Origin of the sequence: Microcoleus sp. Pol8_D6 (assembly GCF_036700965.1) — a bacterium.
Classification (GTDB): Bacteria; Cyanobacteriota; Cyanobacteriia; order Cyanobacteriales; family Microcoleaceae; genus Microcoleus.
This window is the reverse complement of sequence record NZ_JAUBPW010000022.1, coordinates 49,520-62,448: the sequence shown is the minus strand read 5'-3', so window position 1 is coordinate 62,448 and position 12,929 is coordinate 49,520. Positions and strand designations below refer to the sequence as shown.

General features: G+C 45.9%; 11 protein-coding genes. 8 read left to right on the top strand and 3 right to left on the bottom strand.

All coding sequences use genetic code 11. The features are described from left to right. Positions 1-59: 59 nt before the first annotated feature. Both QUA10_RS11520 and QUA10_RS11515 read left to right on the top strand, forming a co-directional pair. Positions 60-1,670, top strand: a complete 1,611-nt coding sequence (locus tag QUA10_RS11520) for a glycosyltransferase family 39 protein (RefSeq protein WP_333082916.1) — start codon at positions 60-62, stop codon at positions 1,668-1,670. A 9-nt stretch (positions 1,671-1,679) separates the two neighbouring features. After that, complete coding sequence (locus QUA10_RS11515; protein ID WP_333082915.1) at positions 1,680-2,627, top strand: hypothetical protein; 948 nt, start codon at positions 1,680-1,682, stop codon at positions 2,625-2,627. A 54-nt stretch (positions 2,628-2,681) separates the two neighbouring features. Here the strand turns inward: QUA10_RS11515 and QUA10_RS11510 are convergent, their stop codons facing one another. Further along, a complete protein-coding gene (locus QUA10_RS11510) occupies positions 2,682-4,769 on the bottom strand; it encodes a hypothetical protein (protein ID WP_333082914.1) in 2,088 nt (695 codons plus the stop codon). A gap of 127 nt (positions 4,770-4,896) precedes the next feature. Beyond that, complete coding sequence (locus QUA10_RS11505) at positions 4,897-6,420, bottom strand: CHAT domain-containing protein (RefSeq protein WP_333082913.1); 1,524 nt, start codon at positions 6,418-6,420, stop codon at positions 4,897-4,899. Positions 6,421-6,717: 297 nt separating this feature from the next. On the opposite strand from QUA10_RS11505, the gene QUA10_RS11500 reads away from it, so the two are divergent. The 4 genes from QUA10_RS11500 (at position 6,718) to QUA10_RS11485 (ending at position 11,353) form a co-directional block, all read left to right on the top strand. Beyond that, entirely contained in the window at positions 6,718-6,864 is a 147-nt protein-coding gene (locus tag QUA10_RS11500) for a hypothetical protein (RefSeq protein WP_333082912.1), read from the top strand. A 472-nt stretch (positions 6,865-7,336) separates the two neighbouring features. After that, the gene (locus QUA10_RS11495; RefSeq protein ID WP_333082934.1) at positions 7,337-9,289 is read left to right on the top strand and encodes an FAD-dependent oxidoreductase; all 1,953 of its coding nucleotides are present in this window, start codon (positions 7,337-7,339) and stop codon (positions 9,287-9,289) included. A gap of 307 nt (positions 9,290-9,596) precedes the next feature. Next, a complete protein-coding gene (locus QUA10_RS11490; protein ID WP_333082911.1) occupies positions 9,597-10,283 on the top strand; it encodes a class I SAM-dependent methyltransferase in 687 nt (228 codons plus the stop codon). Then, on the top strand, positions 10,283-11,353 hold the full coding sequence (locus QUA10_RS11485) for an aromatic ring-hydroxylating dioxygenase subunit alpha (RefSeq protein ID WP_333082910.1): 1,071 nt from the start codon (positions 10,283-10,285) through the stop codon (positions 11,351-11,353). The genes QUA10_RS11490 and QUA10_RS11485 overlap by 1 nt, the downstream gene beginning before the upstream one ends. Positions 11,354-11,597: 244 nt before the next feature. Here the strand turns inward: QUA10_RS11485 and QUA10_RS11480 are convergent, their stop codons facing one another. Continuing rightward, complete coding sequence (locus tag QUA10_RS11480; protein WP_333082909.1) at positions 11,598-12,071, bottom strand: hypothetical protein; 474 nt, start codon at positions 12,069-12,071, stop codon at positions 11,598-11,600. Positions 12,072-12,217: 146 nt separating this feature from the next. Between QUA10_RS11480 and QUA10_RS11475 the strand changes: the two genes are divergently transcribed. Beyond that, positions 12,218-12,562, top strand: coding sequence for a type II toxin-antitoxin system RelE/ParE family toxin (locus QUA10_RS11475; RefSeq protein WP_333082908.1), 345 nt, complete (start codon positions 12,218-12,220; stop codon positions 12,560-12,562). Continuing rightward, positions 12,534-12,929 carry a transcriptional regulator gene (locus QUA10_RS11470; RefSeq protein ID WP_333082907.1) on the top strand — a complete coding sequence of 132 codons (396 nt, stop codon included), beginning with the start codon at positions 12,534-12,536 and terminating at the stop codon, positions 12,927-12,929. The genes QUA10_RS11475 and QUA10_RS11470 overlap by 29 nt, the downstream gene beginning before the upstream one ends.

Genomic DNA, 12,929 nt, shown 5'->3' with positions numbered 1-12,929 from the left:
TCTATGGTATGTTAAATTGACGCGTACAATCTATATTTTTTACATTATCTCTGACTGGGATGAAAAGAGAACTGCGGCTGTTAGTATTGGTATTATTGCTATTAGGATTTTTCTTTCGCTTTGTCAACATCGACAAAAAGTTTTATTGGTACGATGAAGCATTTACTTCCTTGCGGATTTCTGGATACACGCACACAGAAGTCCTTCGTGAAATAAGCAGCGGTCAGTTAGTAGCACCAAAAGATTTAATGAAATATCAGCGCCTCAATGCGACAAAAAATTTTGGCGATACTGTTAAAAGTTTGGCAATAGAAGAACCTCAACTGCCACCACTGTATTTTCTGGCAGTCAAGTGTTGGGCGAAACTATTCGGTGATTCTCCTGCTGCGACAAGAAGTTTCTCAGTTTGGATGAGTTTGTTAACGTTTCCTTGCCTGTACTGGCTGTGCCGGGAATTGTTTGCATCGCCGGAAGTGGCGTGGATAGCCGTGGGATTGCTAGCAGTTTCTCCCTTGCACGTGCTTTACGCTCAAGAAGCACGTCCCTACAGTTTGTGGTCGGCGCTGATTTTGCTTTCTTGTGCGTCTCTGCTGCGAGCACTGCGGCTGCAAAATAAGCTGAGTTGGAGCATTTACTCAGTAGCAAATATTATGGGATTTTACACTCATTTATTTAGTCTGTTAGTGGTGTTAGGACACGGAATTTATATCTTAGGAAGTCAAGGTTTTACGTCGAATAAAAAACTACTGAGTTACTCGATCGCAATTGCCGTGTCCTTGCTAGCATTTTTGCCTTGGATGATAACTTTATTTGTAAATAAAAATGCAGCAAGGGTGGCTACAAGTTGGGTCAATCTAGATATTCAGATGCTATCTTTAGTTAAGAATTGGGCCGGAAATATCGGTCGCGTTTTTTGCGATTTTGGGCTAACTTCTAATGCGATATCCGTAGATCTTATTGGTTTAGTGGCAGCGACTTTAATTTTATTGACAATTGTAGGGTATGCAGTTTATTTTCTGTGTTCGGAGACGAAGAAACGGGTTTGGCTGTTTGTGGTGACGGTGATGGCGGTGACAGCACTGGCACTCGTGCTGCCGGATGTTATATTGGGAGGAATCCGATCAACTAAAGCTCGCTACCTATTTCCGACTTATTTGGGGATGCAAATAGCTGTGGCTTACCTGTTAGCGACTAAAATTACCGCGCTGGGCGTGCCAAGCTGGAAACGGCAAATGTGGAAATTTTTGACAGTTGTACTGTTAACGGGCGGGGTGCTGTCGAATGCCGTTAGTTCTCAAGCCGAGACTTGGTGGACTAAGGAATGGGGCAGGGAAAATCCCGAAATTGCTCGCAGGATCGATCGTGCCCCAAAGCCGCTGCTTGTCAGTGATATCTCGGAAGTCAGTCTGGGAAATATACTGTCAATGAGTCATTTGTTAGAACCTAAAGCGCGGCTGCAATTGGTGTTGCTTGACCCGAAAGCGCGCCGTCGAGCTCAGTTGTTTGACAGACCAACTATACCCAATATTCCTAGCGGTTTTAGTGATGTTTTTGTCTACGGGCGATCGCAGAAGTTTAGTGCTAAGCTGGCTAAAATGCAAAACTTGAAAATCGAGCTGCTTTCAGAACAAAAAACCGAAACGCTGTGGCTAGCCAAGTTAGTAAAATAGTGAGGGTTTATGGAAGATTTTGGTGTTATTATTGCTTGCTGCGACCAAGATTATTTGTTGGCAAAGGGTTGCTGTGCTAGCATCCGATATTTCCTGGGAGATGTTCCCATCTGCCTGTTGATTGACGGTACGTTTTCCGTGAGTCCCCTAGAAAAAGTTTACGGAGTGCGCGTCATTAATCACGATACCGTCTCTGAGCCACTTCTGAGAAAAAGAAGCTTTGGTTGGGGAAAAAGTCATATGATTCCCTTTTGGGAAAGTCCTTGGCAAAATTTTCTCCTGATGGATGCAGATACAATTGTTTGGGGAGATGTCCTCAAATTGGCTAATTTTGAAGACTTCGACTTTATTATTGACCAGCCTTGTTACGATTACTCGGATGCTGATATCACGGAATTTTTCTTTGACATTCCAGGAGTCGAAAAGTATTTTCCAGATTTTCGTTGGCAAGACTATCGCTCTCGCTATGTCTGTCCAGGCACATTCTTTGGGAAACGAGGTGTTTTCAGCTTAGAGGAGTATAGAAAGATTCTGGATTTTAATGATGAACATCCAGACATATTTAAGTATGGAGACATGGGCTTTTTTAACCTGATGGTCTTCCGCGCCGCTCAAGAAGGCAAACTGCGGGTGCAGAATGTGGATATGCAGTTGTTGGTGCCGGATTTTGACCAGGATTTGCTGAGAAAGCAGTTTCCGGTGGAAGAAAGCGGGCCTGCGGGCGATCGTACTCAGGGGACGGTGATTCACTGGTGCGGCCCGAAGCCGACTTTATCTAGTCGGAAAGTTTACTCGGAACCAATGAATTTCTGCCGTCGCAAGTGCCAGGAAGATGTTTGGAACCGCACGGGTTTGGCTGCCGAGATGTCGCTGCAAGTTGAGGATTTACAGCGATTGATCTACGTGTATAAGAATAAGTTTAAGAAGAAGTTTCGGCAGTTGGCGGGAAGTAAGTAGGATTTTTTAACCGCAGATGTTAGCGGAGCAACGGGGATGCACGGGGATTTGAGCTTACCCTTCGAGGGGCAAACTTGGCCCGGCTGGGGGTAAAACTTGGCGGTGAACGCTTATTTTGTGGCTTTCCCGCTGAGTTTGCATTTCGACGGCGATTGCCTCAAATTCGACTTCCATGCAGCCGTAGGGAATCTCTAACTCGACACTTGCTCGCACATTTCCCAACCCGTTAGATTTAAATTCGGTAATCCAGCGGGGCCCGTCGAGAATCAGGTAGGTTTGTCGATCGTACACCCAAACTTTTACATAAATCCGGGGCATTAATTCCGGCAGTTGCACTTGCACTTTTACAGCCTGGCCCGCGATGATTTCGGCGCGCGGCAATTCCAAAACCGGCATCGGTACTAACTCGTCTTCTGGCAAAACGTAGGGAGTTGGGGGATTTACTTCTGCTACGACAGTTGCAGTTTTTTGAGCAACTTGTTTTGGTTGCGGGGGTTCGTCAAAAACCACAAATTCTCTGGCTTCCGGGCTAGTGGATTGGGGATCGGAAATTGTTTCGCTGGTTTCGGGTTGCTGCTGGGTTGGGCTACTTTCTTCCACAACGGCAATTTCGTCGCTGCTATTTGCGGCGGCTGCTGGAGTTGGTGACAGGGTGGTTGCTTTCAGCCAGTCGGAGGATTCGCCGTTGCTGGCTAGGGAACTCAGTCGCGACCAAAATCGACTTTCGACGTTTAAGGTTTGAAATGCCTGTTTGGTGGGTGCTGGCGGGGTTTCTGGGGCTGTTGTTTCTGGTTGGGGGATGTTTTCGGGTTTTTGGTCGATCGCTCCGATTTCGGCTGTTTGAGTGGGATTTGGGATGTCTGAGGGTTTGGTTTGTGGGTAGATCGACTCTGGGGCAGTTTGAGGCGAATTGGAGATTTCTGAGAGCAATTGCGATCGGCTGCTATCGGGCAGTTTGTTACCGAAGGCGGGCAATTCTAAACCGCCTGCACTTGGGGTGTGACGCGAAGCCAGTAGAGGGGGTAGGGCTTCAGTGGTTGGGACTTCGGCGGGGGAGGGAGGGTCTAAGGATTTTTCTACTAGCTTGAGGAAGGATATATTTTTGGCGCTTCCAGACGGTTTTGATGCTGTTGGGGAGGGTTCAGCTTGATGCTTTTCTTCGATGAAATTGTCTTTAATTTCCTGTAGAAGGTGCTCTAAACGAGCTGTAATTGTGAATAGTTTGGTGGCGAGGGTGACGCCGCCGCTGCTGAGAATTGCTTCTCCTAAAATTAGGCGGCTTTTGCACTCGGTTGGGATGTAGGTGACGCAGGCAAAGATGCAGGGGGGAACTTGTTCTGGCATCGGCTGCTGGATTTCTGCGAGAATTTTTGAGGTTTGGGGGTCGCGCAGGTAAATTTGCAGTTGTGCTGAACCGATGAGTTGTTTGAGTTCTAGCGCTTCGGATTCGGGGATGAGAGTTGCTGTTTTTCTGCTTGGTTGCGGGTGTTGGGGAATGTCGATTTTGCCGGAAATGATTAAGGGGCGACCGAGTTGGGTGACGAAGGTTTCTTGATCGAGGACGAGTTCGAGTTTGACCTGCGGTTTAGGTTGGGCGGTTTGGGGAATTGGGAATTGGTAGATTTTGGTCTGCTGCGGTGCCTCAGCGGCTGCTGGGATTTCGGTTGGTGCGGGACGATCAACCTGTGCTGCAATTTGTGGTGCGGGGCGATCGACCGGTACTGCGATTTGTGGGGCTGCGGTGGAAGCAGCAGGTTCGATTTGGTCGATCGGCGGTAGGGGTTCGGAGGTTTCCGATTCTGCGGGCAATACTTCCAACTGAACGCCGTACTGCCAAGGTTTTAGTGGTGTTGCTTTGGGATCTGGCAAGCAGGAGAGTTCCCAAAGTCCGGGTTTGAGCCTGGTGTAGGGAATGATCACGACTAATCCTTCGGGGTTGGTGCGGGCCGATCGGCTTTGGACTTTCCGCTGCGCCCCTTGGTCGAAGGAGGTATGGGTAACGCGAATTTCGATGTCGGTGTTGGGGTGCTGAATGCGAGCAACCACACGGTATTTACCTTCTAGAATTTCCACGTCGGAGGTTTCTAGGGGCAACCAGGCGCGATCGCCTTCTTTCTGTAGCAAAAATTCTAATTTTTTCATCTTTCTTTCCCCTTGAAGGCTCCCGCTTGATTCGTCACAGGTTGGTGGTGGTTGGTTGAGCGACAGCTACAGATATTAAATTACTTATGTTTTATAGCCTATCACCAGTTTCGGTCAAGAGGCCCACTTACCAAGGACTGCCGATAATGCTGAAAGCTGCCCAATAATACGGATGGGATAAATCTTTGCTGTCGAGTTTGGGGATGGACGGGGGCAAGGGAATGTCGCCTCGCGCACTTCGCAGTTGACCGCCTTCGATCGTCACTTTGCCTTCGAGCGCGGCAATTTGTGCTTGCCTGAGAGCTTCAGCTTTAATGATTGGAGGGTCGTTTGGCCTGCGGATTCTTAACTGTTGGTAAAACTCTGTCATCAGCGCCAGAGTCCCCGCATCGCTGACGTACCACAGGCTGGCGAGGGCTGATTTTGCTCCGGATTGCAGCGCTAAACCGGCAAATCCGAGTTCTGCTTCTTTGTCTCCCAAGGCGGTTCTGCAGGCGCTTAATACTAATAGTTCGAGGGGCGGATTGTTCCATTTTAAATCTCTCATTTGATCCAGACCCAGTTGGGTATCCCAAAATTGAATGTAGGAGTTATTTGGGGTTCCGGGGCGGAATTCGGCGTGGGTGGCAAGGTGGATAATTCCGTATCTTTGTTGCAGTCGCTGGGATTGCAAGTTTACTATGGTGAAATCTTCGTTGAGAAAGGATTGACCGGGCCACTGTCGGGCGATCGCACCTAGTTCTAATGGAACTGCTGGCAGCGGTTCTTTGTTCGCCGTTTCTGCGAAATCTGATGCTCCCATTGCTAGGACTTTCTCGTTTCTGATGTCGGTGTAATTGCTGTCTGTGAGTTTGAAGGCGGGGATACGGGCGAGGCTGTATTTTTGGATCAGAAATTGGTTTCCGTCGTGCATTGCTGCTAGGGGTACGGTTCGCAAACCTGCGCCGACACAGAACAGCAAGGTTTCAATTTTTGCTGTTTGCAAATCTGTTTCTAGGGGTGCAACTATCCATTTGTAGAGTTGTTGGGCTGGTTCTAGATAGGTGGTGGTGTTTAGTTTTACCGGGTTGGTGATTTCGCTACCTAATTCTTGGACTACTGAGAGCAGTTTCTCTTGTTTGGCTTCCGGGACGCTGCGGAGAATGGGCGGGCGATCGGGTAATATTAAGATTAATTCTAGTTGATCGGTGCGTGGGATAGCGTAAATTAAAGCAGGTTTTTTCTTTGTTTGAACTGCTAAGCGAGAAAGAGTTTTTGATATTGCTTCGGCGGTTTTCGCACGGGTGTCAAAGTCTTGTTCAAAGTATTTTTGATAGTCTTGTTCCCAGGTTTCTTCGATTCTGGTTACGGCTTCGGTGAGGTTTCCCCGATCGAGCAAATTTCTCATTTCTTGCCCGTTAAGCCCGCCCTGGTTTGTGTTTTGGGCAATTGTAGCCACATTCGCGGTGCTCCAGCAGAAAAATATTGCTATCAAGCAGTAAAAAATAGCTTTTTTAATTTTTTTCTGAGTCGTGTGTTTTTGGCGTTGCTGCTGGGATTGGTAGTGCATGATTTTGGGGCGGTTAATAGCGCCGTTGGCGGCAGCAGTTGGCAAAAGTTTGGATGTGGGTGAATTTTGACTGTGCTGGCGATCGCGGCACAACTCTAGCATTCAAGACCAACCCCAAATATCTACCGTAGGGTGTGGATACCAGCACCAACCGACTCCCCGCACCAAGAAGTGCACGATTTATGTAAAAGTTTGTAAATTATTTCAGGGGTTTTGCATAAACAGGACTTACGCAAAAACCCGGTTTCTTCAAGTCAGTCCTGTTTTTTACATAGCAGCCAGGTACATTTAACTGAGATGTTGCATCATTCTCAATAATCCTTTTATAAACAGGCTTTTCGGCCTGTTCCACAAAAAATTCATCTTTTGTGGAACGAGCCGGAGAGCCTGTTCTTAAGAATGGTGCAAGATGTGAGTTTAACCGGCATTAGCTATACGGGCGTCTTTGAATTTTTGTGGCACATCCGCACTTCTCAGGTTGAATCGAGTTTTGTCTTGGCATTAAGTGAGGAATACCCTGCATCGATCGCCGATATATTGAGTTAGCTCAGTAGATATATTCTCTGTATTTACTTATTTTAAAATAGTTAAATTTTTTCTCGCCAACTTACTTAAAGCTCGACTGATTAATTGTTTTGCCTTGGATATCTGCCCGGTTATTTCGTACAATTCGCCGAGACAGCCTTTGGCCTAAGATTTGACTTGACAATCTCCTAGTTTTTTAGCATCATTGGCGGCGGTTGACAAGAGTTGATCAACATAAATAAAAACACTTAATTATTTAGAGGATTTTACGCGATGCGGTCGATCGCTTTTTCCTTGTTGATTCTTGCTTCTCTCCTAGATAACTGAAGCCTTTTTGCTTCCACTATACATTGTGTGCGATCGAACTTGGCACGGTGCGATCGCGATCGGACGGGGAAATGTGTCTTAGTATTTCTTCACATATCCTGATTTCGGTCTATGATATATGCCTTATGGCGTATTTGTGTTTAAAGCCCGTTACCGCGTACCGCTGATGAGTCAATCAACCAATTCACCGCTATCCCAACCAGTTTCTCGAAGAACCGCCCTCAAATTCCTCGGAGTCGGTGCCGCCGGCGGGCTGCTGGGCTATTCTCGATTTTCCAAGCCAGAGCCCACCGTTTTTGTGCAAGATTCTCTTGACTTGCCACGAATGCTGAATCAGCGCAAAACCGTTGCAGTTGTAGGCGCAGGCTTGGCCGGGCTCGCCTGTGCTTACGAGCTCTCCCAGCGGGGTTTCGCCGTAACATTGCTCGACAAATCCCCCCAACTCGGCGGCAAAATTGCGAGTTGGCCGATACAAGTCGGGAACGAAACTTTTATGATGGAACACGGTTTCCACGGTTTTTTTCCGCAATACTACAACCTCAAAAGTGTTGTTGAAGAACTAGAAATTACCGATAATTTTGTATCTTTAGAATCCTACGCCGTTGTGTTTCGAGACGGCAAATACAAACCCGAAGTTTTCCGTCCCAACCATTCAGCTTTTCCCTGGAATATAGTTGATTTGGGGATATCTTCTCCTAATCGGCTCAAGTGGGGAATCAATCTGACAAAACCTGCTCACTGGGAAGTCTTTCGAGAAATAGGCGGTTTTCAAACTCAAAAAACTTTCGCTCGCCTCGACAATATATCCGTTGCCGACTGGGTAAAAGGCGAATTCCCGCGCGGACTTTATGACTTGTATTTTCTGCCTTTTGCCAAATCCAGCCTCAACGCTCCCGACGAATTGAGCGCGGGAGAATTAATGCAATTTTTCCACTTTTACTTTTTCGGAAATCCAGAGGGTTTGGCATTCAACGGCACGCGGCAAGATATGGGCACGAGTTTGGTGCAGCCTATTGCCAGATCCATTGAAAGCAAAGGCGGCAAAGTATTGACAGATGTCGCAGTCAGTGAGATTCGCTGGGAAAACGGCAAGATTGATTCTCTGAGTTACCAGTCTGGAGACGTGCAAAGTAAAATACCTTTTTGGGTGAAGCGAAACGCGCTATTAACTGACAGCAACTCTACCAAATATTTCGGCGCTGGGGACAGCGTATTTGCCGCCGCACCGTCGGGAAAAGAGGCAATTTCTCTGAGCTGCACTCACCAAGGCTGCACAGTTCAGAAACAAAACGACGGTCAATTTCACTGTCCTTGTCACGGGGCCGTTTTTGATGCCGAAGGACGAGTTGTCAGTGGGCCTGCTCAGCGGGATTTGCCTCGATTTAAGGTAGTCGATGAAAAAGCAGATGAAATACAGTTAGTAGCAGCGGTTAAGCAATCGCAGCCGCAAAATTTGGCGGAAACATTGAAGGCTGATTACTATGTTTTTGCGGCCGATGTTCCGGGGATGCAGCATTTGTTTAGTTTGGCCAGCGGTGAGGTAAATCCGCAGGTGCAGAGCCGGATAGAGAGCTTAAAAATAGCAGATCCGTTTGCTGTGGGCCGTTTTTGGTTCGATCGCGAATTTCCGTGGGAACACAGCAATTTCAGTTCGCTTTCCGGCTACAAACTGACTGACAGCATTACGCTTTACCACCGAATTCAGGATCAGTTTATCGAGTGGAATCAGAAAACTGGTGGTAGTGTAGTGGAATTGCACGCTTATTGTTACAAGGAGAAGGAATTTCCGAATCAGGAAGTTTTGCTGGCGACTTTTGAGCAAGAATTGTACGAAATTGTACCGGAATTAAAAGAGGCAAATATGCTGCACCGGGAATTGGTAAATCAAAAGAATTTCTCTGGATATCCGCCCGGTAGTTATGCGGAACGCCCGGAGACTTGCTGCGCTGTTCCTAATCTTTTGTTTGCGGGAGATTGGGTGAAAATGCCGTTTCCTTGCGGTTTAATGGAAAGGGCAGTGAGCAGCGGTTTGTTGGCAGCTAATGCTATTTTATATCAAGAGGGTTTGCAGAGGCGATCGCTCTTTACGGTGAATCCCGAAGGCGTGTTAAAAATCTAAGCTTGGCAGTGGGGGCGGGTTTTATAAATCGTCAATTATCGGCTGCTATTCTCGGTAAAACCCGCCCCCAGCCATACCATTTGAGATTTGAGATTTGAGATTTGAGATTTTAAGGAATGAGAATGACTAATTCAATAAGGGTTTAGAGGTTTCCTACAGTTACATTCTTTTGTTAAGATGAGTTACGGTTTGTGGGTGTGGTTTCGCTGAGGAGAAAAGGCAGAGCTTGCGAACAAAAAAAATATCTGCGTTGAGGTGGGTGGATATGCGGTTAAAATATTATTGAATTAGTATAAAGCAATAATAGATGCTGAATAGTAACTGCAAAATTGGTAATAAATCTGTAATGTTTGATGCTTTTGCAACAGAATACGATTTCGTCGCCACCTTGCAAAACCAGAACGATTTCTTTACTAACAACCTATCGACCAGCAAAGGTGCAGCATTAGATATTGGCTGCGGTTCTGGAATTCTTGCTTTTGAATTAGCCCAGTATTACGATAATGTTGTCGCCGTCGATTTGTCAGCAAAGATGCTGGCAATAGCCAGTCAAAAACGTTCCGCTCCCAATATCGAATACATCCAAATGGATGCCAGTCAATTAGCGCTCGATCGCCAATTTGATTTAATAGTTAGTTCTGCAACTTTTCACCACCTGCCCAACCTCCCCGTCGCCCTCGATGCAATTAAAAAAATGTTAAATCCGCACGGGAAAATCGTCTTTTTAGATAATATTTCGGAAGTAGAAAGACCTGCTACAATAGGCTACATATTAGGTGCAGCGAGAGATTTTAAGCCCGACTGTTCCACCTACGGATTTCGCAATGCTTTAAGATTATTAAAATTTCGATTGTCGCCTGGGTGGTTGAAGCATTTAGCTAACGATAGGTATTTGTCAGAACGGAGATTTAGAAAAATTTACGGTCGTTGCTTTCCGGGCTGTTATTTTGTAAAATTGGGTTGTTTTATGGGCGTAATTTGGGAACATTTGTAATGCAAAACAACGCGATAAAATCGGAATCTGCAAGGGAACAAAAAACTCACATCCGCCAGTTGGGCATTAATCTCAATCGGTGGTATGCGATCGCCCGCAGCAGCGAGGTGCAAACTCAGCCTCTAGCTGCGAAAATCTGGAATCAGGCGATCGTACTTTTCCGCGACAGTTCTGGCAAAATCAACGCTTTAGAAGATAGATGTCCGCACCGACAAGTTAAACTCAGCCACGGTCAAGTAAAAGGCGATTTAATCGAATGTGCTTACCACGGATGGCGGTTAAATACAAGGGGAGAATGCGCCGAAGTCAATTATTTAGCAGAAAATCAAAAGCTACCTAGCTGCAAAATTCGCTCCTATCCAGTCCAGGAAAAAAACGGTTTTATCTGGCTGTTTCCCGGCGACGAAACCCACGCCCAAAAAATAGATTTATTGGATGTGCCAGAGTGGGAACATCTCAATTATATTGCCACAGTTTCAGTCATCGACTGTCAGGCACACTATTCATTTTTAATTGAAAACTTGATGGATATGTACCACGGACACTTGCACGATGATTGGCAAGCTTGGGCTAATCCAGTGTTAGATACTTTAGAAGAAAACGAGCATCAAGTAACTGCTCGCTATCAGGCCCAAAGTTATTACAAAATAGATAAAATTTGGTCAATTTCTCAGTTGTTTTTTAAATCTCTGCGCCGACTGCACCCGGAACCGCTGGAGGTGAGTTATGTTTACCCGCACTGGGTTTCAACTTTGGGAAGCGACTTTAAGATTTACTGCTTGGTTTGTCCGGTGAGTGAGACAGCAACTCGCGCTTATTTAATTCACTTTACCTCATTAAATGCGTTTTGGCGGCTGCACAAATTGCCTGTATGGTTTCGCAGGTTTATCAAAGATAGTTGTTTCGGTGCGGCTCAAAAATTATTAGATGGTTTGGTGCGGCAGGATGTGTTAATGATTGAAGAAGAACAGCAGGCTTTTTTGCAGAATTCAGAAAGAAAAAATTATGAAGTAAATCGGGCTTTAGCCAGCGTGCAAAAGTTGATGAGAAGTCAGGCAGAAAATGGGTAATTCAGTCGCAGAGTCAAACCTGCACAGGTTAATATGTATATTTCACAAAAATCAGGGAAGTATAAGCGAGGAAAATTCGGCTAGTCCTGAACGCAGAAATTGTATTTGGATGCGCTAGGATTTAGACTAAAAGTTACTTTAAAAGAAGATGAATTGGTGATCGGGGAATAAAATCGATCGCAATTCATCTGCGTTAATCCGCGTGCATCAGCGGTAAAAAAATCTAAATCCCGCAGCAAAAACCTTACTTTTTAGGTTGCTGCTTCTGGTAAACGCTGATAACTTTATCGGCATAAGTAGCAGTTGCCCCACTTTTACAAGCTGCGGAGTCCCCTGTCATCCACCAGCAAGCGGCGCGGCGTACAGCGGTTAATTCATTGTTGCTGGTAGCTTTGTATTCGTCGCGCAGCAAATCGCCCACGATACAGGTAACAATTGATTTGGCTTTTGTCGCGTCGGCCTCAAATTGTTGCGGTGTTAAATCTTGTTTGGTACAGAATTTTGCCCAGCGGGAAATATTGCCTGGTAAAACTTGCCACTGACTGTACATTCCGTCATTTGCAGTTTGTGGCGGGGCGGCTTGTCGCAGCGCTTCTACGAGTGCGGAAACTTGCGCGTCGGTGACTGCTTGCGCTGTGGCTGGAAGTGATTGCAATCCGAGGCTAATTATCAAACTGCCGAATAGTAGATTGGTTTTTGCGATCGATTTAAAATTCATTCACAATGCCCTGTTTTAATCAAAGTTTCCTGCCACAAAGTTTACCTTAAAGCTGAGCGAATACCTCTGTCTTAAGTATGATTTGCCCACTTAATGCGGTGTCGATCGCCCTACGATAGAAATTGTTAATCAAGTACGATAAAATCATGGAAGTACAACCCAGGGAAATTCGCAACTACCTGAGAGCAGATGGGACAAATCCTTTTGAAGATTGGTATAACTCGCTCCGGGATACCACAGGCAAAAATAGGATTCGGTTAAGGCTGAAGCGAGTCATGACTGGTAATGTAGGAGATTGTAAGTCCGTGGGAGAAGGAGTTTTTGAACTCAAAATTGACTCTGACCCTGGATATCGGCTTTACTTTGGCCAAGTCGGGCTGACAATTCTACTTCTGCTAATAGGTGGAGATAAGAGCACTCAAGAGCGAGATATTGGCAAAGCTATTCAATATTGGAGAGACTATGAAAGACGTGAAAGCACCAACGAGTAGGAGTTACCAAGAATTTCTGAGCGAATCTATGAGAAATGCCCAAGAAGCAGCAGGTTATATCGAGGTGACATTGACAGAAGCCAGCGATGAACCTAAATTGCTCCAAATGGTACTCAAAGACGTTGTAGATTCTCGGCTAAAGTTCAACAATTTATCAGAGTCAGCTCAACTTCAATGGGAAAAACTTGACAAGATGTTGACAGAAAGTGCAGGTTCGGAAATCTATAGTTTGGTAGCACTGCTCGAAGCATTAGGATTTAAACTAGAAATTACTGTCGCAGATACTGAGTTGTCTGCTGACTCGGAATCAACGGATTTTGGGGAATCAGAATTATCGCCCGAACCAGTAGTAATTAATCCCAGTTAA

Bases quoted from the DNA above. Each gene is read 5' to 3' on its own strand.
- QUA10_RS11520 (WP_333082916.1), top strand. From the start codon at position 60: ATGAAAAGAGAACTGCGGCTGTTAGTATTGGTATTATTGCTATTAGGA.
- QUA10_RS11515 (WP_333082915.1), top strand. From the start codon at position 1,680: ATGGAAGATTTTGGTGTTATTATTGCTTGCTGCGACCAAGATTATTTG.
- QUA10_RS11510 (WP_333082914.1), bottom strand. From the start codon at position 4,769: ATGAAAAAATTAGAATTTTTGCTACAGAAAGAAGGCGATCGCGCCTGG.
- QUA10_RS11505 (WP_333082913.1), bottom strand. From the start codon at position 6,420: ATGCTAGAGTTGTGCCGCGATCGCCAGCACAGTCAAAATTCACCCACA.
- QUA10_RS11500 (WP_333082912.1), top strand. From the start codon at position 6,718: ATGGTGCAAGATGTGAGTTTAACCGGCATTAGCTATACGGGCGTCTTT.
- QUA10_RS11495 (WP_333082934.1), top strand. From the start codon at position 7,337: ATGAGTCAATCAACCAATTCACCGCTATCCCAACCAGTTTCTCGAAGA.
- QUA10_RS11490 (WP_333082911.1), top strand. From the start codon at position 9,597: ATGCTGAATAGTAACTGCAAAATTGGTAATAAATCTGTAATGTTTGAT.
- QUA10_RS11485 (WP_333082910.1), top strand. From the start codon at position 10,283: ATGCAAAACAACGCGATAAAATCGGAATCTGCAAGGGAACAAAAAACT.
- QUA10_RS11480 (WP_333082909.1), bottom strand. From the start codon at position 12,071: ATGAATTTTAAATCGATCGCAAAAACCAATCTACTATTCGGCAGTTTG.
- QUA10_RS11475 (WP_333082908.1), top strand. From the start codon at position 12,218: ATGGAAGTACAACCCAGGGAAATTCGCAACTACCTGAGAGCAGATGGG.
- QUA10_RS11470 (WP_333082907.1), top strand. From the start codon at position 12,534: ATGAAAGACGTGAAAGCACCAACGAGTAGGAGTTACCAAGAATTTCTG.